The sequence below is a fragment of the Enterococcus sp. DIV0802b genome (assembly GCF_050543535.1).
Taxonomy (GTDB): Bacteria; Bacillota; Bacilli; order Lactobacillales; family Enterococcaceae; genus Enterococcus_D; species Enterococcus_D entomosocium.
The window spans coordinates 2,854,044-2,878,876 of the sequence record NZ_CP172941.1 but is presented as its reverse complement, the minus strand read 5'-3'; the positions used below and the strand labels follow the sequence as shown (position 1 = coordinate 2,878,876).

Sequence of the window (24,833 nt, the reverse complement as noted above, 5' to 3'; positions counted from 1 at the left end):
GTGACAACATGATGGAACGAAAAAAAACTAACTATACAAAAAGCCAATGGCAAGAAATCCGACAAGCGTGGCTCTTTCTGGCTCCAGCAATCATTGTCGTAGGAATCTTTTTCGTCTTAGCTGTTCTCTTTGCTTTTTATCTATCTTTCAACGACGTCAATTTGTTTACCAATACATTTTCTTTTAAAGGGATAGAAAACTATTTACGTATCTTCACCGATCAAAAAGCGCGAATCGCTCTTAGAAATACGGCCACGTTTGCCTTGGTCGTCGTTCCGTTACAAACGATTTTTGCTTTGATTATCGCGTATATTTTAAGCAGCAAAGGAATCAAGGGGAAGAAACTGTTTCGGATGGTTTATTTTTTGCCAACTTTAACTTCTAGTTCAGCATTGACGATCATCTTTATGTTTATTTTTAATATTTACGGTCCAGTCAATGACTTATTTATGAATTTAGGATTTTACTCAGAACCAATCAATTTTTTACAAGAACCGGCCTATGCGTTGAAAGTGATTATGGTAATGAATATCTGGTCGACCGTGCCTTATTATATGACGATCTATTTGGCTTCTTTAGTTGATCTGCCTCATTCTTTGTACGAAGCAGCAGAGATCGATGGTGCGACAACCGTGGATAAATTACGGTATATCACGATTCCCTATCTACGCCCAATCACTACCTATGTACTGCTGACGGGGATCATTGGTACCTTTCAGATGTTTGACCAGGCGTATATCTTCTCGAACGGATCAGGGGGACCCAACAATTCGACTCTGACCTTGTCACTAATGATTTACCAATACGCCTTTGGACAAATGAACACGATGGGGTATGCGGCAGCATTAGCGATCGTTTTAGCAATTATTATCTTTATCACGTCACTTTTAGCAGAAAAATTGAACAAAGAAAGAGGGTAACGTACGTGAGAGGAAAAGAGAAAACAAAAATTTTAAAGATCTTGCTCTATACGATCTTGATTCTTTATGCAGTACTGACCTTTTATCCTTTTGTCTGGGCAATTGCTGCATCTTTCAAACCCTATAGAGAAATTGTTTCTGGGGATATGAGTTTGATCCCCAATGAGTTTACTTTAGACAATTTTCGATATGTCTTGGGGCGCTCTTCTTTGTTTATGCGCTGGTTTCTAAACTCCGTGATTATATCCGTTATTGGAACGACCATCAATATTTTATTAAATACGATGGCAGGTTATGCCTTAGCAAGATTAAATTTTCCGGGGCGTGAACGAATTTACTATGGGTTTTTGGCATTGATGATGGTGCCAGCTCAGGTTTTGTTGATTCCAAATTACTTAATCTTGATGAATCTAGGAATGTTAGATAGTTTTTCAGCGTTGATTTTACCAGCTGCGATCAACATCGGGAATATCTTTATGATGCGTCAATTCTTTTTATCTTTTCCAAAAGATGTGGAAGAAGCTGCGGCAATCGATGGTCTCGGCAGATTTCAAACATTCTTTCGTATCGTGATGCCATTAGCAAAACCATCCATCGCAACACAAGCTGTCTTTATTTTTATGGGCTTTTGGAACGAATTCATGAAACCAATGCTCTATTTGACCACGCCAAGTAAATATACTTTGACTCTAGGGTTGCAGACTTTCCAAAGTCGAAATGGTGGTGTACGATGGGATCAGACGATGGCGGCAAGTGTGATCACGATCATTCCCATTGTGATCATTTACTTGCTGTTCAACAAATATTTCTTACAAGGAGTGCGAATGGATGGCGAAAAATGATTCATTTAAAGTAAGAGCACAGGAACTTTCTCATCAAACCCCTGAATACTTAGAAACATTGTTTGCAGTTGGCAATGGTCAAATTGGCGTGCGGGCAGGGCATCCTTTAAAAGTTAATGAGCTTTACGGGGGAAATCCGGGCTCCTTTGTTAACGGTTTTTTTGATAGTGAGCCGATTCAATACGGTGAATGGGCATACGGCTATGCCAAAGAGCATCAGACGATCATCAAGCTGCCGAATCTAAGAGGCGTACGTTTACAGATTGGTGACGAGGACTCTAGTGCTTCAGAATGGCAAGTAAAGCCTATACAAATGACTTTGGATTTGGAAAAAGGCGTGTTGGATGAATCCTATAAAGTAGTAACGCCACTAGGTAAAACTTTTGAATTGGTGATGCAGTCGTTTGCCTCTATGACACGAAGTGAACTCTACGTCTGTCAGTATCAAATTAAGAACACCAATTTCTCAGAGCCAATTTCCATGACACATCCGTTAGAACAAAAAGCAGCAATTGTTCAAACAGATGATCCTCGGGTTGCCAGTAAAGCACATCACTTACGAAAAGCTGATTATCAGGATTATGCGATTTGGACTGCTGAAAATAGTCAACGAAGTATAGCAATTCGAGTGATCAATGGCGAAAAGCAAGTACAAGCAGAGGAAACGCTTACGACGGTTTTCCAAATGAAACTACTTGAAGATAATCAAAATCACGAAACACCTTTTAACCAAGAGTTAGCCGATTTTGAAGTTCTCTTGCAAGAGCAGCAACAAAGTTATCAGCAATTTTGGGCGGCAAGTGATATCCAAATCGAAGGAGATCCAGTTCTTCAAAAAGGCATTCGGTTCAATTTGTTTCATTTGAATCAAGGTGCGGGGCGAGACGGCAGAACAAATTTCGCAGCCAAAGGATTGACTGGCGAGGGATATGAAGGGCATTACTTCTGGGATACGGAAATGTATCTGTTGCCGTTTTTTATTTTCACGAACCCTGAAATAGCCAAGGCATTGCTTTCCTATCGCGGGAAGATCTTGCCGCAAGCCAAACAACGGGCGCAGGAGCTAAGCCAAGAGGGTGCTTTGTTTGCTTGGCGAACAATTGATGGAAATGAGACGAGTGCTTATTATCCAGCGGGAACTGCCCAAGTCCATATCAATGCGGATATCGTTTATGCATTCCAATTGTATGAACGAGTGACTGGCGACCAGGCATTCATCGAAACGGTTGGCAGTGAAGTTGTTTTTGAAACGGCGAAATTCTGGTTGAGCTATGGCGATCTAGTAGAAAAAGAGGGCAAACTTGCCTTTTGCATCAATGGAGTGACTGGACCTGATGAGTACAGTGCCCTTGTTAATAATAATTTTTATACGAATAAAATGGTTCAAAATAATCTATATTATGCCATTGAGTTAGCACAGCGGTATGGTAAATACCAAGAAACAATTAGTGCTTGGCAGCAAGCAGCCGACTTAATGTACTTTGGTTACGATGAACAGCGAGGGATTACGAAGCAAGACGATGGATTCTTAGAACAAGCAGTCTGGCCATTTGAAACTACACCTGCTGAAAAGTATCCTCTCCTGCTGCATTATCATCCAATGGTCATCTACAAACATCAAGTCTGTAAGCAAGCCGATACGGTTTTAGCCCAAATGCTCTATACAGGAGACTTCAGTCTTGAGCAATTAAAAAAAGATTATGACTATTACGAACAAGTGACGACGCATGATTCCTCCTTGTCTCGTTCTATTTTTAGCGTGATGGCGAGTCGAATTGGGGATTCTGAAAAAGCCTATCGTTATTTTATGGATACGGCTTTGATGGATTTAACGGATCTCCAAAAAAATGTTGTCGATGGCATTCACGCAGCAAATATGGGGGGAAGTTGGCTGAGCTTGATTTACGGTTTTGCAGGGTTGTATTACGATCAAGGCCTGCGATTAGCGAATCATTTGCCACAGAAAATAAAAGAACTAAAATTTACGCTCTTTTATCAAGGAGAACCTGTTAAAATCAGTTTAAAGGATCGCGATATTGACTGTCAGTTAGCGGAGACAACCCAATTGTTCGCTACGAAGACTGATGGTGGTATTTGGATAAAGGAGAGATAGCAAATGCGAACAACGATTCGCGATGTGGCAAAGGCAGCCGGTGTATCAATAGCGACTGTATCCAAAGTTTTTAACGGGTATAGTGATATCAACCAACAAACCAAGCAAGAAATTTTAAAAATAGCGAAAGAATTAGACTATTCCCCAAACATGGCAGCAAGGACACTGTCTTCGAAGAAACAACAAACCATCGCCTTGATTTTAAATGAGTTGAATTTCAACCGAAAATCAACGATGCCTTTGGAAGTGTTGAATGGGGTCTATCGTTATACGGATCAGTCAGATTTTGAGTTTGTCTTTTATGGGACAAGTACTGAGAAACAAAAGCAAAAGACGTTTAGTCAGTTCTGCAATGAGCACAATATCACTGGTGTAGTGATCCAAGGGTTAAAAACCACCGATCCTTACTACCAGGAAGTACAGCAAACCTCTTTGCCGACAGTTCTGATTGATATGGAAATCGACAATCCTAAGATCGGCTTGGTTTCGATTGACAATGAAAAAGCGGCGCAAGAAGCTGTGGATTTTTTGATTGCCAATAATCATCGACAAATTGGCATGATCAACGGGAGTCGTGATGCCAATGTCAGTGAACTTAGAGAAAAAGGCTACCGCGCTTCTTTGGCAGCGCATGGCTTGTTAGTGAATGAGTCGTATATCCAGTACGCCAACTATGAAGAAGAAATTGCCTATTTGATTTGTAAAAATCTGTTAGAAAATAATCAAGAAATCACTGCACTGTTCTGTGCTAGTGATATTATGGCAATCGGAGCGATACGAGGAATCAAAGACATGGGCTTGCGGGTTCCTGAAGATATTTCGGTCATCGGGTTCGATGATATTATTTTGGCTAGCTACGTAACGCCTGAATTAACAACCGTTGCCCAAGATATGGAACGAATCGGTTATGAAGCAGCTGAATTACTAGCAGACATCATCACCAATCAAGCAGAAACGAGCCATCGAAAAATTAGTCCCCATCAATTAAAAGTGCGACAGTCGGTAGAGAAAATCAGCGAGGTTCGCTAAATAAAAAAGACATGACCTTCATTGAGTGAAGATCATGTCTTTTTTTGTGGAGAAGAAAACTCAAACAAATTGGTCGGTCATATGTGGCAACAACAAAGTGAAAGTCACGACCATTCGTTTTTTTCATAAGAAGCAAAGCACAAGGCAAGCAACTTCTTGTAGAAATTTCCCTTAATGAAAGGGAAGATATACCTATGGAGGTTGCTTGGGTTTGACTCTAAACTAGTAAGCGAGGGAGAGAGAGATGGAAAAATTAAGCCTATTGTTGTTAAGAACACTTTCGGAGCATGACGGTTTTATGACGAGTAAAGCGGCTGCTGCCGAGTTGGGTGTTAGCAGAAAAACCGTTCGCCGTTATGCAGAAGAAATCAACCAGCATCAAGAACGATACGGTTGTATGATTCAAGCGAAAAAAGGGAGTGGGTTGTATTTACAAATAACGAACGAAGAAGCTTTTCAGCGAAGGAAAGAACAAGCGTCCCACAATGACGACTTTGTTTCTAGAATTATTGAATTCTTTATTCAAGAAGAAACGTATATTAAATCCGAAATGCTTTGCGAACGCTTATTCATTTCTCAGAGTAAGCTATCTCAAGAATTGAAAAAGCTGCGACGGATACTAAGCCATTACCAGCTATCCATTCAAACGAAGCCGTATTACGGAATGAAACTTAGCGGTAGCGAATTTGACTTGAGACGGTTTATGGCTAGTAATTATTTGCAAAGAACCCATATCAAGCAGTTAGAAGAGGGCACAATCAGCGAAGATACACCGTCGCTTCTTCACCAGCAGATAAAAGCGATCGTTTCGTCGGAGTTTTCGCAAAAAGCCTACCCCATGTCGGAGGCTATTTTGAACAATCTGGTGAATCATTTAGCGATCGCTGTCTTACGCATGCAAAGCGGCCGCTACTTAGATCGAAACCTACCGATCAGCGGCAGGACCAATGATGAGCAGACATTACTAGGAGAGCGAATCATCGCCAGAATTGAAAAAGAGTGTGCTGTACATTTTACCGAATACGAGCGAAATTATGTTTTAGGGCAAATCGTTGGCAAACGAGTAGTCCCTAGAAATGAAAAGATGACTGTTTCAGATGAAGCAGCAGAATTGGTCAGCAAAATTTTAAAAGCGATCAAGGAAAGCCGCCAAATCGATTTCAGTAAGGACTTGGATCTGCAAACGATGTTGATGTTGCACTTTGCTCCGCTGATCGATCGGATCGAATTGGGGATCGAGCTGAAAAATCCTTTGTTGAATGAGGTGAAGGTACACTGTAATGTCGCTTATGATTTAGCCATTATTGCCGGTCAAGTCATTGCAAAGCAATTTGAAAAGACCGTCAGTGATCATGAACTCAGCTATTTGGCGATGCACTTTGATGTGGCTTTAAATAAGAAAGATTCGCAAACACAGCGCAAGTATATTTTAGTGGTCAATGACCTCGGCCGAGCGGCCAATACCTTCCTTAAAGAGAAATTTGAGTTTTATTTTCGCAATTATATCAAGAAAGTCACGGTATGCAATCCTTATGAATTTTTGCAAATGATCGAAGAGCAGGAGTTCGATTTTATCTTTTCTTCGATTCCACTTCCTTACGAAGGAACGATTCCTGTTATGAATGTTGATTATTTTATGCAACCGGATATGATCAAAAAGATCGAAGCCGCATTGGCCGCTATCTTCACAGAAGAAGTGCTTTTGAACTACTTTAAGGAATCGTTATTCATCTGTGAACAAGAATTTGAAACAAAAGAAGCGGTGTTGCATTTTTTATGCCAACAAATCAAAGAACAGTATTCAATGCCTGAGAATTTTGAAACGTTGGTTTTTGAACGAGAAGCCTTTTTTGGAACCGATTTCTTGCCGTCAGTCGCTTTCCCTCATCCCAATGCGCTGATTGGTGCAGAAACGGTGATTGCCGTTGCAAACTTGAAAAAGCCAGTGTTCTGGTACAAACAGACGGTTCGTCTCGTTTTCTTATTAGTGATTGCTGAACAAGATCACTTAAAAGTGAAACCGCTGAATGATCATTTGATCAAACAATGTTCTTCGTTGGATAAAGTAAACAAACTAGCTGCGACAACGGACTTTATGACGTTCATTAATTATTTAAAGGAGTAGTGTATGACAAATGAAAAAGTAACCTTAGAAGGTGCGTATAATTTTCGCGATTTTGGCGGCTATCGGACCAAAGAGGGCAAATACGTAGTGACTGGAAAACTATATCGCTCAGACGAATTGAGCAAATTGACAGAAGCCGATCAGAAAAAATTAGCAGCTCTGGGAATTGAGAAAATTATTGACTACCGCAATGCCCAAGAAAGAGCAGACAATGAAGACAAACCCATTGGGAATGCTCAGATACTTTATTTGACGCCAATTGCTGATATTGCTGCTTTAGCTTCTTCAGAAGAAGGGGAGCCAATGGCGCTTTCTGCAGAAAAAATCACCGCCGAAGTTGCAAAAGAATTGATGATTCGGCAAAATTATGAATTTGTTGAAAACAGTCAATGCAAGACCGTTTTCAAAGAAGTATTGGCCATTCATTTGGAAGCTGAAGGTGCAGTGGTTCAGCACTGCCGTGGTGGCAAAGACCGCACCGGGTATGGCGTTGCCCTGATTCAGTTACTGTTGGGTGTCAGTTATGAAGAGGTCATGGAAGATTACCTGCTGACCAACGAGTACAAAAGGGAGAAAAATACCAAGAGTCTCAAGCAGATACAAGAAGAAACGAACAACCCCGATTTTGTGGCAGCAATGCGATACTTCAAAGAAGCTGATCGGTGTTTTTTACAAACCGCTTTGGATTTGATTGAGGCTCATGGGGGGATTGAAACATATGTAAAAGAAGAACTGGGTTTTTCACAGCAGAAAATCCAGCTACTTAAAGATAAATACTTGCGGGATTAAGTGAAGGAGGACCTTATGAATACACTGAAAGATAAAATACTAGCTGCAGCCGTTCAAGTACAAAACAATATTTATATGAAAGCCATTGCCAATGCAATGATGGGCTTAATGCCCGTCATGATGATCAGTTCCATTGCCTCCTTGATCAATGCGATCGACATTGGGGCAACGCAACAGATAATGGAACAAATTGGTTTGAAAGCATTATTAACCCAAGTCAACGCGATGACGATCGATGTCGTTTCCGTTTATGTCGCCTTTCTAGTTGGCTATAAATTAGCCGAGCATTTAAATGCGGATCAACTAAATGCCGGTATCATGAGTTTGGTATCATTTTTGATCTTGAGTCCGATTTCGACTTTAGAAGAAACCCGTACGATGGAGTTGTCGACCCTTGGCTCCGGTGGGATGTTTGTCGCCATGTTTGGCGGATTGTTGGGTGCCAGAATTTACATTTTATGTGTACAGAAGAATTTGATGATCAAAATGCCGGATTCGGTACCGCCGATCGTCAACAAATCCTTTGCAGCGATCGTGCCAGCAATTATTGTTTCAGCCATTATGGGCATCATTTACGTGGGTATGGCGGCAACTCCTTACGGCACGCTGACAGATATGATCTATACTTGGGTACAAGCTCCATTGACCTTATTAGGAGCGAATATTTTTGCTTGTATGATCATTGTGGCGTTTATCGAATTTCTTTGGTTCTTTGGCATTCACGGAGTGTTGGCTGTTTATCCGATCTTGATGTTGGTCTTTTACCAACCAGGGCTTGATAATCTGGCGGCGTACAGTGCCGGCCAAGCATTACCACATCTGTTTACGATTGGGTTTATTTTGAACAATCGCGGGGCTCGTTCATTTGCAGTCGCTTTACTGGCTATTTTTGGCTGCAAATCAGAGCAACTAAAAGCTGTTGGTAAAATTGGATTGATCCCTTCCATGTTTGGTATTTCTGAGCCAATCAAATTTGGGATTCCTCAGGTGATGAATATCAGAATGCTGCTTCCCTTGATGTTAACACCGGCTGTTTCCGTGTTGTCAGCATATCTCTTAACAATTGTCGGCTTTTTGCCTTACCACAATGGAGTCAATATCCCAACTGGATTTCCGATTATTTTCGGTGGCTTCTTAGTGAATGGCTGGCAAGGGATCATTGCACAATTGATCCAATTTGTCTTATGTATCATCATCTACATCCCTTTTATGCGTCTGCAAGACAAAGCAGCACTAGCTGAAGAAAAGAATCTGCAAACCCAAGCGGCAGTCGTTGAGTAACAAATAACGAGAAAATGGAGGAAAAATGATGAAAAAAATAGTGTTAGTTTGCGCTGGCGGCATGTCTACTGGCGTCTTAGTAAATAATATGAAGAAAGCAGCGCAAGAAAAAGGAGAAGCGGTGGCGATCGATGCGTTCTCCATTGAATCTGTCACGACTGCAGCAAAAGATGCTGATTGCGTACTGTTAGGACCGCAAGTTTCTTACCGATTAAATGAAGTCCAAGGCTTAGTTGCTTGTCCAGCAGCCAGTATCGACATGCGCACCTATGGCATGATGGATGGAAAAAAAGCATTGGAACAAGCACTTGAACTAATAGGAGAGTAGAATGGAAGAAAAAGAACAAATTTGTTTTCAGATTATCTCGCAAGCGGGTATGGCAAGAAGTTGCTTTTTTGAAAGTATTCAAAAAGGAAGAGAAGCCCAGAATCTGGCTGCACTGCAAGCAATCGAAAAAGGAAAAGAACACTATCATGAAGCCCATTTGGCACATCGGAAGTTAGTTCAACAAGAAGCTCAAGGGGACAAAGTTTGGATGTCCTTACTATTAAGTCATGCGGAAGATCTTTTGATGAGCGCAGACATCATGAGTGAGCTTGCAAAAGAGTTTCAAGGGTTGTATGAAGAAATTCAGGCAATTAAGCAAACGATTCAGTCTACTGGCTCCTAGCCGAAAATCGCAATAAGAAAAAGAAACGAAGTGTCAGTCTTTTGACAATACACTTGGTTTCTTTTTGCTTAAATTTGGCACGCAAGTTGACAGGATTGCTTGAAAGTGTAGGATAGAAGAAAGATGGAACTTTAAATCAAGGCAAGGAGTCGGACGATGAAAGTTTTAAAATCCCATACCGCACTTTTGATCATCAGCAATACGATCACGATCATCCCGTATCTTTATTTCTTATCTTTGAGCAAAGAGCAGTCGCTAAGTGCAGCATTAGCCTTTGCGCTCTTTTATACCTTTCGCATGACAGGGGTCTTTTTCTTACAGACGCTTACGGCGCTTTTTGCACCATCATTGTTAGCAGCCAGTGTCTTGATCGGCGGCGCCGGCGCATTGGTAGGTATCTTGAGCACTTGGTGGAGCGTGGCACTCTTGCCAGCTGCTGGTTTGTTGGGGATCAGTGCTTCTTGGCTGCCGCCAGCTGATCTGATGGTACGACAAAAAGCCAAGCTCACTGAACAGCCGCTGAAAAATGATTGGAAGGAGGCGCTGTTCTTTCTTTTTGTTTTACTGTTTGCCTTACGGTTGCCTGATGACCTTCAAGGCGTTGGCCTATTTGGCAGTTATTTTGCACTCTTTGTGCTGGCAGCTAAGAGTAGTCAAACCTTCAACAACCTCCCAAAAAGACCGTTGATGCAGCGCAACCAGTTATTCAACAAGCAGTTTTTGTTGTATTTCTTTTTCTTTCTCTTACTGTTTGGCTTGCGAGCAGCCAGGCTGATCAAGTCGAATGCCCTGTTTGAGTGGGCGATTACTGGCTTCTTGTTTCTCTTTGCTTTGCTGCTGATCACTTTAACGAAACGCAGCCGCTCGTGGAAACAGCCGCTTCACTTGAACATCCTCACCTTTATTCGGGGAGTGATCGGTAACTTTCTTTTTCTTTTCGGCTCGGTCTATGTTACCGGTCGATTTGGGGCACAAGCGCTTAGTACTCACGTTTACTTGCCTTATGCACTGGGCCTTTTTGGCGCAATGTTTCTCGGAGGAAAACTCGCACGCTTGCTAGAAAAACAGTTAGTACCGGCGTATTTGCTTGGATTGATGGTTGGTGTTCTTCTATTTAGCAGCGATCTTTTGATCCCAATAAGTTTATTTGTCATTAGTTTCTTTAATGCGGGATTGAATCAATGGCTCACGAAACAGTATTTGGCGGCAAAACCGGAAGCAATTGAACAGCAGAGCTTGGCCAAGTATGCCACACAAAGCAAAGGGAGTCTGGTACATCAATTTCTTTTGATGACACTCCTATTTATTATTCTTCGTTTTGAACATCAGCCGCTGGCTTTCTTGTTTCAGCTATCAGGAACGACGGCAACGAATCAGACCTCAAGGATCCAAAGCTTTTTAGAGCCAGCAAAATGGGGCTCGATTGCAGGAGTACTCTGTTTGCTAGTAGGTGGACTGGTGGTATTTTATCGGCAACTAAAGAAAACAAAAGTATAAGCGTCGTTAACTGACACTGTCTTATTTCTAGACGGTGTCTTTTTTTGAAATCGCATAAAAACCGAACATTTATCGTTTTATCTTTCTTTATGATAGTGAATTTTATTGCACTATTTTCGAATAGCGTTAAAATAAGAACATCGTGTTAGTGAAAAAGGAACATTAAATGAACGGCTTTTTCCTGACAATGTCTTAGAGAACGGGGGAAATCAAACAAATGGCAACCATTCACTATTTTAAAGGAGATGTTTTCCATACGCCAACTGATGGAAAACTAGAATATATAGAAGAAGCTTTGATTCAAGTCGATGACGCAGGGATCATCACGAAAGTCACTGCCAAAACAGATCAAGGGTATGAGGCAGAGCTGGCAAAAGCATCAGAGAATCTTCAGGCTTTATCTGAAGGCCAGTGCTTTTTACCAGGGTTTGTCGATCTGCATGTCCATGCACCGCAATGGCCGCAAGCAGGGATCGCGTTAGATGAACCGTTAAATGTCTGGTTAGATGAATGCACGTTTCCGCTGGAGGCAAAATATGCCGATCCAGCATTTGCCAAAGCTGTCTATCAAGATTTGGTGGCACAGCTATTGGCAAGAGGAACGACAACGGTTCTTTATTTTGCAACGATCCATCTAGAAGCGAGTCTTCAATTGGCGAAGACTTGTGCCGCTCTTGGTCAACGGGGATTAGTCGGAAAAGTCGTTATGGACGATCCTCAAGCCAATCCTGCTTTTTATCGGGATGCGTCAACAGAAGAGGCATTAGCGGATACAGAACGTTTTATTCAAGAAGTACAAGCAATCGCAAAGACCGCACCTCAAGGCGTTTATCCTGTGGTCACTCCGCGATTTGTCCCCAGCTGTACCGATGAAGGCTTGGCAGGGTTAGGCGCATTGGCTCAAAAATATGATGTCCATGTTCAGACCCACTGCAGTGAAGGGCAATGGGAACATGACTTTGTTCAAGAACGATTTGGTAAAACGGATACCGAAGTGCTGCAAGATTTTGGCTTGTTGCGTGAAAAAGCAGTGATGGCTCATGGCAATTTCATCAGCCCAGCTGACGGCGCCCGTTTTGTCGAAACCGGCGCCGCAGTTGCGCACTGTCCCATCTCAAATGCCTACTTTGCCAATGGCGTGATCCCAATCAAGCGCTTGAAAGAACAAGGGGTCACGATTGGTTTAGGAACGGATATCTCCGGCGGTTTTTCACCGAGTTTGTATGACAACATCAAACAAGCTGTGATGTCTTCGAGAATGTTAGAAGATGGCGTGGATGTCACGCTTCCTCAAAACACACGAGGAGTAGCTGATTCTCGTATATCCGTGATCGATGCGTTCTCATTGGCGACAAAAGGCGGCGGTGAGGCACTAAAATTACCAGTAGGTGTCATCAAAGAAGGGTATGCGTTTGATGTGCAAGTGATCGATACGCGACAAAAAGAAAATCCTTTGCCTGACTTCGGTGTGTTTACTTCACCCGAAGCAAGATTACAAAAAATCCTGTACTTAGCAACGATGCAAAATATTCGCCAAGTCTGGGTCCAAGGAAAAAAAGTACACGAAAAACGAGGAGAATGAGACAGTGGAATCAACGAAAAACAAACATTTAACGATCGGAATGAATGAAGACATTCCCTTTGGTCAAGCAGTACTTTTAGGATTACAGCATGTGTTGGCAATGGACGTGTATGTGCCGCCATTTATTATCGCAACGGCGGTGGCGATGTCCTCTTCAGACGCATCAGGTTTGATCCAATCGACCTTTTTAGGAGCAGGGATCGCTTCTTTGATCCAAGTCCTCTTTTTCTTGAAATTACCCGTATGTCAAGGGCCGTCCTTTGTCCCCGTTGGAGCGATCATCGGTATTTATTTTGGTGCCAACGGCATGGACACGGTGTTAGGAGCCAGCATCGTTGGTGCCGCAGCAGTCATTTTACTAGGTTTTACTGGAATCTATAAGTATATCGTTCGTCATTTTATTCCTACGATCGTCAGTGGAACGATCATCATGATCGTTGGTTTGACGCTGTTGCCAACGGCCTTTACTAGCAATATCTATCCTGCCACTGAAACACTAAGTGCCAATCAAAACATGTTGTTGGCTGCGATTACTGCGGCGATTTTGATCTTGTTTTCCATGTTAGGCGATTATTTTCCAGGAATGGGAAAATACTTCCGAATCAGTTCGGTCATTATTGCTTTGGTTATCGGTACCGTGATTGCTTCCTTTATGGGAGGCGTTGATTTTCAGTCGGTGGCGGATGCTTCTTTCTTTAGCCTGCCAAAACTGGTATTTCTAAACTATGGCCTGCATTTTGATGTTTCAGCGATCTTAACGATGCTAGTGATCTATATGGTTCTCCTAGCAGAAACAACAGGAACTTGGTACGCGGTCAGTTCTGTGACAGAAGAACCTGTTACGGATGAACAGATCAATAAAGGCGTGATCGGTGAAGGGTTAGGCTGCTTGGTTGCCGCCTTAGTTGGAACGACACCTGTAACTGGTTATTCTACCAATGCAGGGATCATTTCGATCACCGGGGTTGCTAGTAAAAAAGTCTTTGTGATGGCGTCCGTCTGGTTTATCCTATTGTCCTTCATGGGAAAACTTTCAGCCTTGATTCACGCAGTACCTTCTGCTGTCATCGGCGGCGTGTTCGCGGTCGTCTGTGTCATTATTTTGTTGAGCGGCTTTCGGGTCATTAAGAATGAAGAGTTTTCCGAGCGTGAGTTGTATATTATCGGGGTACCATTGATTATTGCCATCGGCTTGTTGTTTATGCCAGCAGAAATCAAAGAATCTGCGCCTCAATTCTTACAATATTTATTAGATTCACCGATTGCTTTAAGCGCTATTGCGGCGATCGTCATGAATAAATTGATCCCAGTGAAGAAAAAATAGGAAGTAAATGAGGAATGAGACCTTGTCTCGTTCCTTCTTTTGTTACAAATCTGTGTAAAAAGAGGGTTTTTTGTAATATAGGAAAGGTTTTCTAAGGTTAACTGGTTTACCTAGAAACAAAATAACTGTAATGTTAAAAATTACAGCAGAGAAAAGCTTGATATGATAGTCTTTTTCAATTCTTACGAAACGTAAGGCAACTGTCGTTTTCGTAATCATCTGTAATGATTTCTTTACCTATGAAATATTCTTCGGTGTTAGACTTGTTTATGCGCTTGAGTCATCTCAAATGACGCAAAATGAGTTTCAAAGAAGGAGATTTAATTATATGAAGTCTTTAAAAACTGTTTTACTTAGTACAGCTGTCCTTGCCGGTTTCGGCCTTTTCTTAGGTGGGAAAGACGCCTTTGCAGACGAACAATACACTGTTCAATCTGGTGATACATTATCAACAATCGCTACTAACTTTTACGGTTATAGCTCTGATGATACGATCAATGCGATCGTTGAAGCAAACGAGATTGCTGATAAAAACTTGATTTTTGTTGGGGAAGCATTGATCATCCCTACAGATGGCACTGCCACTTATACAGAATCTGCAAACACGACTGCTGCAGCAAGTGTACAACAACCAAGTGAACCAGCAGCTTCACAATCAAGCAACACACAATCTGCTGCTGCAAGCACACAAAGCAGCTCAAGCTACAGCTCTTCAGCTAGCGGCTCAGAAGCTTCAGCAAAAGAATGGATCGCAAACAAAGAATCTGGTGGTTCTTACACAGCGACAAACGGACAATACTACGGCCGTTACCAATTAACCAACTCTTACTTAAATGGTGACTATTCAGCTGCTAACCAAGAAAAGGTTGCCGATGAATATGTTGCATCACGTTATGGTTCTTGGTCTGCTGCCAAAGCATTCTGGGAAGCAAATGGTTGGTACTAAGATTCTAAAATGAATCTTGTCCATGACATCTAGTAATCAATTGCCCTTATTGGCGAGTACATCTTACTCGCTGATAAGGGTTTTTTTGTATCTTCTGAGAGAGATGAATGAATGTAACGCCGCATGCAACTCTCAAGAGTCATTTTCAGGCAACATGCCATTGATAAAAAATCCCTTTTTACACGGCAACCATGTATAATAGTAGGAAATAGAGCAGAAAGCGATTCAATCTGTCAAAATTGAGACAGAAAATGATGGTTTTGATAGTAGAAAGTGAGGGAAACACAATGAGTACATCGATTGAAGAAAAAATTGCACAAAAAATGCAGCGATTTCAAGCATTTGGGGAAGGCTTGCCGGGAGCCAAAGTCTATTACCGCGAAGATTGGGATGCAATCTACTTTGATTTAGTAGGAAAACAGTTTGGGATCATGAGTCCGCAAGCAGAAGAAACAGCATTTTTGACTTTGAAAAATCTGCCCGAGGTCAACGAAACGCTGCGAGAGCAATTTCCTGACGTCATCATTCCGGGGTATTATGCCAATAAGACCCATTGGAATACCATCAAGTTGGCATCTGATGCCTTGATGGAAGAAAACATCGAACAAATGATTTTGGTTTCCTACGATCTAGTCAAACAAAAACTGACAAAAAAACAAAAAAGTGAGCTGTAAAACAGCGAATCGTAAGTCAAAGATTTAGCGCCAGAAAATAAGGAAGACCCTCTTGAGGATCATCATAATCCCTTTATTATTCGTTATTTTCGCCAACATTTATGCAATATTTTCAAAGAGCTTTCATGAAAGCTCTTTTTGTTTTATTTGTTCGCTTGTTTCTAGTCGTGATCCATGGTAAATTGTTGTGCAACCGAAATTTTTTGGCAGTCTTTTCTGCTAAACACAAAGGAGTGGTACGTATATGGATCTGGTCTTACGCCATGTCAAAAAGTACAAAGCGGCAACTGGCATTGCCTTATTATCGGTCATTTTAATGGTCGTTGCTGCATTATGGCAGCCAAAGCTCTTGCAGCAAGTGCTAGAATCAATTATTACTGAAAACAATGATGAAATGAAAAAAATTGGTGTGCAGTTGATTGGGCTAGCATTGCTAGGACTTGTTGCAGGGATCATCAACACGGTTTTTTCTGCGAAAGTGGCGCAAGGCGTTAGTGCCGATATTCGAGAAGAGATGTTTCGGAAAATCCAGACATTCTCATTTGGAAATATCGAAACCTTCTCAGCGGGAAATCTTGTGGTGCGCTTGACCAATGACATCACGCAAATTCAAAACTTAGTGATGATCTCGCTACAATCGTTGTTTCGGATCCCGTTCTTATTTATCGGTGCCTTCATTTTGGCGATGACAACCATGCCGCAACTGTGGTGGATCATCGTCTTACTGATTATCGCTGTCCTAGTGATTACGGCACTATCCTTTACACGGATGGGCAAACACTTTATGATCATCCAGAACTTGATCGACAAAATCAATGGGATTGCCAAAGAAAATTTGATGGGGATTCGTGTGGTGAAATCTTTTGTTCAAGAAGACAACCAACTGCAAGGCTTTTCCAAAGTCAGTGAAACGTTAACGAAGCATAATATTATTGTAGGAACCCTGTTCTCTGTAATGATCCCCTCCTTTATGCTGGCGGCCAACTTAGCAGTGGTCGGCGCGATTTTCTTTGTCAGTGATCTAGCGAAAGATGACCCAACCTTGATTGGGGGAATTGCCTCATTCATGAATTATTTGATGCAAATTATGATGGCGATCATTATCGGCGGCATGATGATGATGATGACTTCACGGGCTGCAGTTTCGCTAAAACGGATCAAAGAGATTCTAGATACCGAACCGGATCTGCAATACCAAGATGTCCCAGAACAAGAATTGTCTGGAAGTGTCGCTTTTGAAAACGTCAGCTTCCGTTACCCTGGGGATGAAAAAAATGCCCTAACGGCTATCAGTTTTACCATCAAACCTGGCGAAATGATTGGGATCGTAGGAGCGACTGGTGCCGGCAAATCAACACTGGCGCAGCTGATTCCCCGTTTGTTTGACCCAACGGAAGGTGTCGTGCGGGTTGGCGGCGTTGACCTAAAAGAAGTCAATGAACAAAGCTTGCGTAAAACGGTCGCCTTTGTCTTGCAAAAAGCGATCCTCTTTTCAGGAACGATTGCCCAAAACTTACGGCAAGGGAAAAAAGATGCCTCAGAGTCTGAGATGTCTCGCGCAACAGAAATCGCTCAAGCCAGCGAATTTATTCAAAAATTGACAGCGGGTTTTGAAGCGCCGGTCTCCGAGCGCAGCAGCAATTTTTCTGGAGGACAAAAGCAACGCTTATCGATTTCTCGAGGCGTGATCGGTGAACCGAAAATTTTGATTTTGGATGATAGTACGAGTGCATTAGATGCTCGTTCGGAAAAATTGGTTCGCGAAGCGTTTGAAAAACAATTAAAAGACACGACAACAATCATTATCGCGCAAAAGATTGCCTCTGTTGTGAAAGCCGACCGCATCTTCGTTTTAGATAATGGACGTTTGGTTGGTGAAGGAAGCCATGAATTTTTAGCCAATAACAATGCCATCTATCAAGAAATCTTCGCAACACAGAAAGGAGAGGAGTAACCATGACAGATTTGTTCAAAGCGAGTAAATTTTTCTACCATTACTTAAAACAATACAAGTGGTCGTTTCTATTCATTTTTGTGACGGTGATTCTGGCAACGTATCTGCAAGTACAAGCGCCAGTCTTTATCGGAGAAGCGTTCCAGGAATTGGCGAATTATGTTGGCGGTTTGATGCAAGGGGTCGATGATAAATCGGCTTTTCTATCGATCATTTGGAAACTGTTGATTTTTTATGTCTTAGCCAGTGCAGCCAATTTTGTCTATAGTATCTTGTTCACGCAAGTGGTGGGGAAATCAACCAACAGAATGCGGATCGGTTTATTTAATAAACTGGAAAAATTGACGATCAAATTCTTTGATTCTCATCAAGACGGTGATATTTTGAGCCGTTTCACCAGTGACTTGGATAACATCCAAAACAGTCTGAACCAAGCATTGTTGCAAGTGCTGACCAATGTAGTCTTAATGGTGGGGATCTTGATCATGATGTTCCGTCAAAACGTTGAATTGGCATGGGCAACGATTGCTTCTACCCCGATTGCGGTGTTGATCGCGGTGATCGTGATCCAAAAAGCCCGCAAATATGTCGATCTGCAGCAAGATGAAGTCGGAAAATTAAACGGCTATATCGATGAAAAAATCAGTGGTCAACGAATCATCATCACCAATGGACTGCAAGAAGAAACCATCAATGGTTTTCTGGTCCACAACCAACAAGTCCGGGAAGCTACCTACAAAGGGCAAGTCTACTCTGGGCTGCTTTTCCCCTTGATGCAAGGGATGTCCTTGTTGAACACGGCAATCGTGATTTTTTTTGGTGGCTGGTTAGCATTGAACGGTGACTTAGAACGTTCCGTTGCTTTAGGATTAGTTGTGACCTTTGTCCAGTATTCGCAGCAGTATTACCAACCATTGATGCAGATCTCTTCTGGTTACAGCATGATTCAGTTGGCGATCACCGGTGCGCGCAGAATCAATGAAATGTTTGATGAACCTGATGAGGTCAAACCAAAAGACGGGATCAAAGTGAAGGGCATCAAAGAGGCGGTTGCTTTGAATCATGTGGACTTTGGGTATGACAGTCAAAAATTGGTCCTAAAAGATGTGTCGATCACGGTCAACAAAGGCGAAATGGTCGCATTGGTCGGACCGACTGGTTCAGGAAAAACGACCATCATGAACTTGTTGAATCGCTTCTATGATGTGAATGGTGGTTCTGTGACCTTTGACGGCATCGACATCCGGGAGCTAGACTTGGATCTGCTGCGTTCTCAAGTGGGAATCGTTTTGCAAGAATCCGTGCTGTTCTCAGGGACGATTCGTGAAAACATTGCTTTTGGGAAACCAGAAGCGACCGAAGCAGAAGTCATTGCAGCAGCGAAACAAGCCAATATCCATGAGTTTGTTATGACGTTGGAAAAAGGCTATGACACGGAGATCACCGAAGAGAATAATCTTTTCAGTACTGGTCAAAAACAATTGATGAGTATTGCCCGAACGATTTTGACCAATCCAGAATTGTTGATTTTGGATGAAGCCACCAGTAATGTTGATACCGTGACCGAAGCGAAAATTCAACGAGCAATGGATGAAGCAATCAAAGGACGAACCAGTTTTGTGATCGCCCATCGCTTGAAGACGATTTTGAATGCCGATCGCATCGTTGTCTTAAAGGACGGCGAAGTCATTGAAGAAGGCAATCACCATCAATTGGTGGCGGCTGACGGCTTTTATGCGGAACTGTATCACAATCAATTCGTTTTTGAATAAGCGCAAACCAACGTAAAATCATCAAGAAGACACTAGCAGGACAGCCCGCTGATTTCGTCAACCAATCGACGAGACAGCGAGCTGTTTTTTTTAGGTTAAAGTAAGCACTTCTTATGACGACAATGTCTATGAGCAGTTAGTGGTATAAGGGGGCCGTTGTTCTGATTACCAAAAAAGACCAGCCTGAAGCATGGTCTTCTTTGGCTGTTTAGTGATACGCAGCGGTTTGAGCCAACCACTCAATAAAATGGTCAGGCTGTTGCGTATCCTGTGCCACGATATTCCACTGCTGGTTTTTGCAGCGAGTGCATTGATGCAGCAGCTGATAGCCTTTTTTGGAATGTTGGCGATAATCGATGGGTCGCATCAGGCCATGGCAAGTATTTTGACGATCACCCGGGCGAATATCCACGTGTAACGAGTAGAGACACTGGGGACAATGGTTGCGGTAAGAACCATTGGTCAAGGGTGCCACAGGCGTACTGCAGTTTTTACAAACAAAGGTCGTATTTTCACCTTTTCTCATTTTGCTTTCCTCCAAAAGAATGATTTCTTTTGAGAGAAAAGGGTTCCGTTCGTTCTTCATCAGGCTTCTTTGGCTAGGGACACATTCACCGTCCGTAACGATTACTTCTGCTTCCAGCTTCATGCGATTTCGCAATCCGTACCACGCTTAGTTTTTTCGTTTTGTGCTAAGCACTGTGTTGCGGCAGCCCACAACCCAGCAGTAAGTGTAGTCCAAAGTCACTGTCATTGGCGTCGTCCCCTAGAAAGCAATTGAGGAATGCTTTTTCATAGAGTCCCTCCTATGTGTTTATGAGGGGATTATAGCAGAAATAGAGTTGGAATTCTATGACAGAGAAAATCCGATCGTAATTTACCTCCTTTTTTATCTTTAAAAACAACAAAATGTAGATTATAATGCTTTTTTATGACAAAATGTTCGTATGTAGGTTTCTCTCAATTTTATTTTGGTCACTGAAGAAGAGACACGGAATCACAAAATGGAGGAAGGATGACCTAACGAAAGGAGAACAAAAATGTTTGGTACGAACAAGAAATCTGAAAATTCGAATGGCACACAAGGCAAGAAACGAAAAAAGCGTTTGACTGTAGAAGACCTGATCAACCAGTATATTGTAGAAAAAGAGGTTCATGAATTGAGTGAGGGTCTGTCTGTTCAGATTTTTAATGACTTAGCTGCTCACCGCGGACTGTTCATGGAGATCCCCAAACTCAGTTACAAAGACCTTGGAGCAGCTATCCAAATCGATCAAAACTGGATTAAAATCAAGCAACAAGATACGATCATCAAACAACAGGCACAGATCATTCAGCTTTTGAAAGAAACACGATAGAAGAAAAGTATTTTTTTCTATTGAAAAACCGAAGAACGAGCTGAGCGTTTTTCCTTGAAAAGGAGGGCCGTTAGCTGGTTCTTCGGTTCTTTGTTGACGATGAAAGATTAATAATACTCCCCGTGGCGATAGTCCCATGAGTTGAAGTGATCAGAAAGGTACATTTGGATTTTTTCAACATCGAGTCCTTTACGGATCAAGACAGGTGCTGGCGTGATGGAGCGTTGGTCTCCTTGCTCTGGAATCAAGTTGCCGTCTTGGTCAACGAAAGAAACCATGACTCCTTGCTCATAGCGGGTTTCCAGCGTTTTGTCTGGTTGGATCGATGCAACATAGTCGTTGCCTTCGATGATCAGATCGGCTTCTTGCGCGATTTGTTCGCCGATCCCTTCAACAAGTCCGCGATTTCCTTTGCCTGAAGGGTTCGCTGAGCTGGCGAAAAGCAATTTCTTTTTTTGATCCCAAAGTTCTTTTGAGATCTGCTCACCAGGGACACCGAATTTGATCACGAAACAGCTGGTTCCCCGAACGTCCGTCATCAATTCTTCTGAACCATCTTTTGGGATATAGGCTTTTCCTGATTCTTTCCAAGGCAAAATCGCACCGAATAACACGTCATTGTTCCAACACGTTTCATAAACGGCGGCGGTTTCCGCATTTAATTCGGCTAATTCATGTAGCTGCTCCAATGAGCTGCAAAGAACGACGCCTGGTTTGTTACGCTTGCGATTCTTTGCTGAAAACTTGCGTTCCAGCCCTTTTTTATCAGAGACGGCAATGATATAGCCGACTTTGGTTGGGCAGACGATCACTTTGCCTTCTTCATTCAAATAGTTGATCGCTCGTTGGTTTGGTTCTCCTGTCCATGGGACTTGTTTTGCTTCATTCACTCTCTTCATCCTCCCTGTCTTCCAATGAATCGCCGTTATGAAAAATATAACGGAATATTCTGAAAATTCTGATTGAATATGGTTACCCTTGATGATAAGGGAATCAATCCGCGTAGTCAAGGGGATTTACACCAGAATGTAAAAAGAGTGGAATAGAAAGATCGAATATGCATCACTAGAGAATAGAGTGAATGATTGACAGCAATACTATTTTTTTCCGCTTTGTATGAAAAAATTGACTGTTTTTTATGTTATTTATATGGGAAGATAGGCTTATAGATAGAAGAATGCAATCAAATTGATAGTTTTTTTGAAAAAAAGAAAGAGGAGTATCATGAGTGAAAAGAAAAAAATACGCAAGCTTTTGTTGGCATCGATTGTCGCTGGGAGTATTTATGGCGGCGGTGCCTTGCTTTTTGGGTTACTGGTCAGTTATAACGTCCTCTTGTTAGATGGTGTTTATACATTGATTGGTGCAGTGATGTCACTGATTGCTTTGTATGTGGCAAAATATATCCAAGCCCAAGACTTTGAACGTTTCCCATTCGGCAAAGAAGCGTTGATGCCGTTGGTTGTTTTTATTCAATATAGTATCATCTTGCTGATCTCAATTTATGGAGTCATTGAATCTGCTTTTAGTTTATTACACGTCAGTGATGGCATGATTGATCCAATCGGTTTGTATTTCTCGCTGATTGGTACGATCTACTGTTTCTCTTTTTACTTGTACTTAAAAAAGAAACCACTGACTCATCCCTTTTACTGGGTAGAACTAGAACAATGGCGTTTCGGCTTTTTCTTTAGTCTGGGTGTCGTCGGTTCATTTCTTGTGTCATGGCTGATTCAAGCCAGTCCCTATGGAAATTTCGCGATGTATGTCGACCCAATCATCTCCATCGGGATCACCTTGTTCTTTATTCAGCTTTCGATTAAAGAGTTGAAAGCGGCCATTCTGGAATTGACTTCTTCAACTCCGAAAGAAGAACTACGAGAGTCCATCATGACGATCGTTGAAAAAGAACTGCGCGCAGAAGAAGTGGTGGACTTTGTGTTACGTACCGCCAAAGTCGGCAATCAAGTCATTGTGGAATTAGATGTGGTGATTTTACCTGCAACACCTCTCGATACAGTTGGGCGGCAAGATCCCTTGCGAGAACGATTGAATCAAGCAATCAGCCAACAGATTTCCGGTTATTCCCTCTGGCTAAACATAAATTTTGTCGGTGACATCAAATGGGCGTATAGTGAGGAGTAAGAATGGCTGCAAAGCGGCTTGAATAAACCGTGAAAATGACAGAGAAAAGAGGAAACAAATGACAATTCTGAAAACCTATGGAAAAATCACCGCAGCACTTTTCTTGTTAGCGGCAAGCATCAATTTATTTTTAGGCCCGCATCATGTGGCAGCTGGCGGTGTCAGCGGAATCGGTATTTTATTAGAGTCAGCCCTCGGTTGGGATCGAGCGGCTGTGATCATGGTCTTGAATATTCTCATGCTTATTCTTGCCTATGCCTTTTTAGGGAAGGGGCCTTTTTTGAAAGTCCTCTATGGTAGTTTTGCTTTTCCAGTAGCAATTGCTTTAGTCCCAGAATATATGGTGGCTGAAGATCGGCTGCTTTCCGTGATATTTGGCAGTGCGATTTTTGCTTTAGGAGTAGCGATTTTGTACAAAAATCAATCTTCTAGCGGTGGCACAACGATTCCACCGCTGATTTTCAAGAAATACTTTAATTTGAATCCAGCGATTGGCTTGCTGGCGACCGATGCGATCGTGGTCTCCATGAACTTGTTCGTTTTCGGGTTTGAAGAGTTCTTGTTTGCGATATTATCGATCGTGATCACCTCTGGTGTGATGACCTACATTGAAACGGGCTTTAACCGGAAGAAATCCATCATGATCTTAAGTGAGAACCACGTGAACGAGATTCGAGAAGCAGTCTTTGATAAAACAGCTCGTGGTGCCACACTATTGGCTGCCCAAGGCGGCTACCAGCAAGCAGACAAACAAGTACTGTTGATCGTGGCCAGCGACCAAGAATTTATGCAGATCAGACAAATCATTGAGACCATTGACCCAAAAGCGTTTGTGATCGTCAATAATGTCTCAGAAGTACTGGGCCAAGGCTTTAGTTATCACCCAATCGAATGAGCGTATTCTCGCTTGTTCAGCGTATGAAACCACTCTCGTCAAGTAGGCAATCTACTCGACGAGGGTGGTTTTTAAGGTCCATGATTTTCAAATAGCTTTACTCCGTAAAGTAATCGGGAAAGGCCTTTTCCACAAAAATCAAATCGTTATCAATGACATCAATGTGTTGTCCGACCAAGGGAGCAATTTTGGCTTGGTCTTTTTCTTTTAAAGTGGCTAAGATTTCTTCGTGATCCCGCAAAATAATTTCCCAAGACAATTCCTCCACCTCTAAACGTAAGAAGCGGAAGCGATTTAAAGGCAGATTGATCGTTTGTAGCCAATTCCAGACATTTTCTTTGTCGGCGATTTTATAAATCAACTGATGGAAGGCCTCGTCGAGTTGGAAAAACTCGATTTCATCCTTCAATTGGGCATAGGTCCGCTGCAAAATAACGAGTTTTTCTAGTTCTTTCAGCTGCTCTTCTGTAATGGCTTGGCAGGCCGCTACGAATACTTCTTTTTCAAGCGTCTCTCTGACAAAACGAGCTTCTTCAATTTGTTTGATACTGATTTTAGAAATATAGGTGCCGCTTTGGGGAACGACATGGATCAGTGCTTCACGGCGCAGACGAATAATTGCTTCACGGATCGGCGTCCTGCCAATGGTTAGCCGTTGCTCCAATTCCTTTTCAGATATTTTTTGACCGGGAATCAGTTTGGCGGTTAAAATCAACTCTTTGATTGATTCATAAGCTTGTGATTGAAAATTTGTAGGGTTCAACATAAACGCTTCTTTCTGTATCAGGCATTCAATTACCTTCTAAAGAAAAACTCTGAAGGAAGGTGCCTAGGGATAGTTTTGAGTAATAAAACTAGTATATAAGTTGAATAACCTTTTGTAAAGGCTTGCAATTCAGTATAGAATGAACTAGAA

The 24,833-nt window shown here is 42.1% G+C and carries 22 protein-coding genes; 19 read left to right on the top strand and 3 right to left on the bottom strand.

Annotated elements, in window-relative coordinates; genetic code table 11:
• The first annotated feature begins 11 nt into the window (after positions 1–11).
• The 16 genes from IGJ12_RS13450 to IGJ12_RS13375 all read left to right on the top strand — a co-directional run bounded on the left by IGJ12_RS13450 (position 12) and on the right by IGJ12_RS13375 (position 19,519).
• Positions 12–920: a carbohydrate ABC transporter permease gene (locus IGJ12_RS13450; protein ID WP_008380619.1), complete on the top strand. Its 909-nt coding sequence runs from the start codon at positions 12–14 to the stop codon at positions 918–920.
• A 5-nt stretch (positions 921–925) separates the two neighbouring features.
• Positions 926–1,762, top strand: coding sequence for a carbohydrate ABC transporter permease (locus IGJ12_RS13445; RefSeq protein WP_016612747.1), 837 nt, complete (start codon positions 926–928; stop codon positions 1,760–1,762).
• Positions 1,749–3,875 carry a glycoside hydrolase family 65 protein gene (locus IGJ12_RS13440; RefSeq protein ID WP_430619116.1) on the top strand — a complete coding sequence of 709 codons (2,127 nt, stop codon included), beginning with the start codon at positions 1,749–1,751 and terminating at the stop codon, positions 3,873–3,875. The genes IGJ12_RS13445 and IGJ12_RS13440 overlap by 14 nt, the downstream gene beginning before the upstream one ends.
• A 3-nt stretch (positions 3,876–3,878) precedes the next feature.
• Positions 3,879–4,904: a LacI family DNA-binding transcriptional regulator gene (locus tag IGJ12_RS13435; RefSeq protein ID WP_005234088.1), complete on the top strand. Its 1,026-nt coding sequence runs from the start codon at positions 3,879–3,881 to the stop codon at positions 4,902–4,904.
• A 244-nt stretch (positions 4,905–5,148) separates the two neighbouring features.
• Positions 5,149–7,029, top strand: coding sequence for a BglG family transcription antiterminator (locus IGJ12_RS13430; RefSeq protein WP_430617461.1), 1,881 nt, complete (start codon positions 5,149–5,151; stop codon positions 7,027–7,029).
• A gap of 3 nt (positions 7,030–7,032) precedes the next feature.
• A complete protein-coding gene (locus IGJ12_RS13425) occupies positions 7,033–7,818 on the top strand; it encodes a tyrosine-protein phosphatase (protein ID WP_008380628.1) in 786 nt (261 codons plus the stop codon).
• A gap of 15 nt (positions 7,819–7,833) precedes the next feature.
• Positions 7,834–9,099, top strand: a complete 1,266-nt coding sequence (locus tag IGJ12_RS13420) for a PTS sugar transporter subunit IIC (protein WP_034872121.1) — start codon at positions 7,834–7,836, stop codon at positions 9,097–9,099.
• Between the two features lie 28 nt (positions 9,100–9,127).
• The gene (locus IGJ12_RS13415) at positions 9,128–9,427 is read left to right on the top strand and encodes a PTS sugar transporter subunit IIB (RefSeq protein ID WP_034872120.1); all 300 of its coding nucleotides are present in this window, start codon (positions 9,128–9,130) and stop codon (positions 9,425–9,427) included.
• Position 9,428: 1 nt separating this feature from the next.
• On the top strand, positions 9,429–9,770 hold the full coding sequence (locus IGJ12_RS13410; protein WP_061053195.1) for a PTS lactose/cellobiose transporter subunit IIA: 342 nt from the start codon (positions 9,429–9,431) through the stop codon (positions 9,768–9,770).
• Between the two features lie 156 nt (positions 9,771–9,926).
• Entirely contained in the window at positions 9,927–11,267 is a 1,341-nt protein-coding gene (locus IGJ12_RS13405; protein ID WP_430617458.1) for a hypothetical protein, read from the top strand.
• A 217-nt stretch (positions 11,268–11,484) separates the two neighbouring features.
• The gene (gene guaD, locus IGJ12_RS13400; RefSeq protein ID WP_061053193.1) at positions 11,485–12,849 is read left to right on the top strand and encodes a guanine deaminase; all 1,365 of its coding nucleotides are present in this window, start codon (positions 11,485–11,487) and stop codon (positions 12,847–12,849) included.
• A gap of 40 nt (positions 12,850–12,889) precedes the next feature.
• Complete coding sequence (locus IGJ12_RS13395; RefSeq protein WP_016612741.1) at positions 12,890–14,173, top strand: uracil-xanthine permease family protein; 1,284 nt, start codon at positions 12,890–12,892, stop codon at positions 14,171–14,173.
• 328 nt (positions 14,174–14,501) lie between these two features.
• Positions 14,502–15,119, top strand: a complete 618-nt coding sequence (locus IGJ12_RS13390) for a LysM peptidoglycan-binding domain-containing protein (RefSeq protein WP_008380639.1) — start codon at positions 14,502–14,504, stop codon at positions 15,117–15,119.
• 287 nt (positions 15,120–15,406) lie between these two features.
• A complete protein-coding gene (locus IGJ12_RS13385; protein ID WP_034872119.1) occupies positions 15,407–15,793 on the top strand; it encodes an MmcQ/YjbR family DNA-binding protein in 387 nt (128 codons plus the stop codon).
• Between the two features lie 244 nt (positions 15,794–16,037).
• On the top strand, positions 16,038–17,747 hold the full coding sequence (locus IGJ12_RS13380) for an ABC transporter ATP-binding protein (RefSeq protein ID WP_077451992.1): 1,710 nt from the start codon (positions 16,038–16,040) through the stop codon (positions 17,745–17,747).
• Between the two features lie 2 nt (positions 17,748–17,749).
• Complete coding sequence (locus IGJ12_RS13375; RefSeq protein ID WP_430619115.1) at positions 17,750–19,519, top strand: ABC transporter ATP-binding protein; 1,770 nt, start codon at positions 17,750–17,752, stop codon at positions 19,517–19,519.
• Between the two features lie 208 nt (positions 19,520–19,727).
• On the opposite strand, the gene IGJ12_RS13370 is transcribed toward IGJ12_RS13375, so the two are convergent.
• Positions 19,728–20,045 (bottom strand): RNHCP domain-containing protein, encoded by a 318-nt coding sequence (locus IGJ12_RS13370; protein WP_008380645.1) that lies wholly within the window; start codon positions 20,043–20,045, stop codon positions 19,728–19,730.
• Between the two features lie 514 nt (positions 20,046–20,559).
• Between IGJ12_RS13370 and IGJ12_RS13365 the strand changes: the two genes are divergently transcribed.
• Positions 20,560–20,877, top strand: a complete 318-nt coding sequence (locus IGJ12_RS13365) for a hypothetical protein (RefSeq protein WP_086316521.1) — start codon at positions 20,560–20,562, stop codon at positions 20,875–20,877.
• Positions 20,878–20,984: 107 nt separating this feature from the next.
• Here IGJ12_RS13365 and IGJ12_RS13360 read toward each other — a convergent pair whose 3' ends face one another.
• Complete coding sequence (locus tag IGJ12_RS13360; RefSeq protein WP_176273425.1) at positions 20,985–21,776, bottom strand: L-threonylcarbamoyladenylate synthase; 792 nt, start codon at positions 21,774–21,776, stop codon at positions 20,985–20,987.
• A 325-nt stretch (positions 21,777–22,101) separates the two neighbouring features.
• On the opposite strand from IGJ12_RS13360, the gene IGJ12_RS13355 reads away from it, so the two are divergent.
• Together IGJ12_RS13355 and IGJ12_RS13350 are read left to right on the top strand one after the other, a co-directional pair.
• Complete coding sequence (locus IGJ12_RS13355; RefSeq protein WP_008380653.1) at positions 22,102–23,022, top strand: cation transporter; 921 nt, start codon at positions 22,102–22,104, stop codon at positions 23,020–23,022.
• Between the two features lie 58 nt (positions 23,023–23,080).
• Positions 23,081–23,917: a YitT family protein gene (locus IGJ12_RS13350; protein WP_005234105.1), complete on the top strand. Its 837-nt coding sequence runs from the start codon at positions 23,081–23,083 to the stop codon at positions 23,915–23,917.
• 97 nt (positions 23,918–24,014) lie between these two features.
• On the opposite strand, the gene IGJ12_RS13345 is transcribed toward IGJ12_RS13350, so the two are convergent.
• Positions 24,015–24,683 carry a GntR family transcriptional regulator gene (locus IGJ12_RS13345; protein ID WP_005234106.1) on the bottom strand — a complete coding sequence of 223 codons (669 nt, stop codon included), beginning with the start codon at positions 24,681–24,683 and terminating at the stop codon, positions 24,015–24,017.
• Positions 24,684–24,833 lie beyond the last annotated feature (150 nt).

What these genes read in the sequence shown, in the direction of transcription:
- IGJ12_RS13405 (WP_430617458.1), top strand. Translation starts at nt 9,927, where the DNA reads ATGAAAGTTTTAAAATCCCATACCGCACTTTTGATCATCAGCAATACG.
- IGJ12_RS13370 (WP_008380645.1), bottom strand. Translation starts at nt 20,045, where the DNA reads ATGAGAAAAGGTGAAAATACGACCTTTGTTTGTAAAAACTGCAGTACG.
- IGJ12_RS13395 (WP_016612741.1), top strand. Translation starts at nt 12,890, where the DNA reads ATGAATGAAGACATTCCCTTTGGTCAAGCAGTACTTTTAGGATTACAG.
- IGJ12_RS13345 (WP_005234106.1), bottom strand. Translation starts at nt 24,683, where the DNA reads ATGTTGAACCCTACAAATTTTCAATCACAAGCTTATGAATCAATCAAA.
- IGJ12_RS13415 (WP_034872120.1), top strand. Translation starts at nt 9,128, where the DNA reads ATGAAAAAAATAGTGTTAGTTTGCGCTGGCGGCATGTCTACTGGCGTC.
- guaD (WP_061053193.1), top strand. Translation starts at nt 11,485, where the DNA reads ATGGCAACCATTCACTATTTTAAAGGAGATGTTTTCCATACGCCAACT.
- IGJ12_RS13380 (WP_077451992.1), top strand. Translation starts at nt 16,038, where the DNA reads ATGGATCTGGTCTTACGCCATGTCAAAAAGTACAAAGCGGCAACTGGC.
- IGJ12_RS13430 (WP_430617461.1), top strand. Translation starts at nt 5,149, where the DNA reads ATGGAAAAATTAAGCCTATTGTTGTTAAGAACACTTTCGGAGCATGAC.
- IGJ12_RS13360 (WP_176273425.1), bottom strand. Translation starts at nt 21,776, where the DNA reads ATGAAGAGAGTGAATGAAGCAAAACAAGTCCCATGGACAGGAGAACCA.
- IGJ12_RS13440 (WP_430619116.1), top strand. Translation starts at nt 1,749, where the DNA reads ATGGCGAAAAATGATTCATTTAAAGTAAGAGCACAGGAACTTTCTCAT.
- IGJ12_RS13385 (WP_034872119.1), top strand. Translation starts at nt 15,407, where the DNA reads ATGAGTACATCGATTGAAGAAAAAATTGCACAAAAAATGCAGCGATTT.
- IGJ12_RS13425 (WP_008380628.1), top strand. Translation starts at nt 7,033, where the DNA reads ATGACAAATGAAAAAGTAACCTTAGAAGGTGCGTATAATTTTCGCGAT.
- IGJ12_RS13390 (WP_008380639.1), top strand. Translation starts at nt 14,502, where the DNA reads ATGAAGTCTTTAAAAACTGTTTTACTTAGTACAGCTGTCCTTGCCGGT.
- IGJ12_RS13435 (WP_005234088.1), top strand. Translation starts at nt 3,879, where the DNA reads ATGCGAACAACGATTCGCGATGTGGCAAAGGCAGCCGGTGTATCAATA.
- IGJ12_RS13375 (WP_430619115.1), top strand. Translation starts at nt 17,750, where the DNA reads ATGACAGATTTGTTCAAAGCGAGTAAATTTTTCTACCATTACTTAAAA.
- IGJ12_RS13450 (WP_008380619.1), top strand. Translation starts at nt 12, where the DNA reads ATGGAACGAAAAAAAACTAACTATACAAAAAGCCAATGGCAAGAAATC.
- IGJ12_RS13355 (WP_008380653.1), top strand. Translation starts at nt 22,102, where the DNA reads ATGAGTGAAAAGAAAAAAATACGCAAGCTTTTGTTGGCATCGATTGTC.
- IGJ12_RS13350 (WP_005234105.1), top strand. Translation starts at nt 23,081, where the DNA reads ATGACAATTCTGAAAACCTATGGAAAAATCACCGCAGCACTTTTCTTG.
- IGJ12_RS13365 (WP_086316521.1), top strand. Translation starts at nt 20,560, where the DNA reads ATGTTTGGTACGAACAAGAAATCTGAAAATTCGAATGGCACACAAGGC.
- IGJ12_RS13420 (WP_034872121.1), top strand. Translation starts at nt 7,834, where the DNA reads ATGAATACACTGAAAGATAAAATACTAGCTGCAGCCGTTCAAGTACAA.
- IGJ12_RS13410 (WP_061053195.1), top strand. Translation starts at nt 9,429, where the DNA reads ATGGAAGAAAAAGAACAAATTTGTTTTCAGATTATCTCGCAAGCGGGT.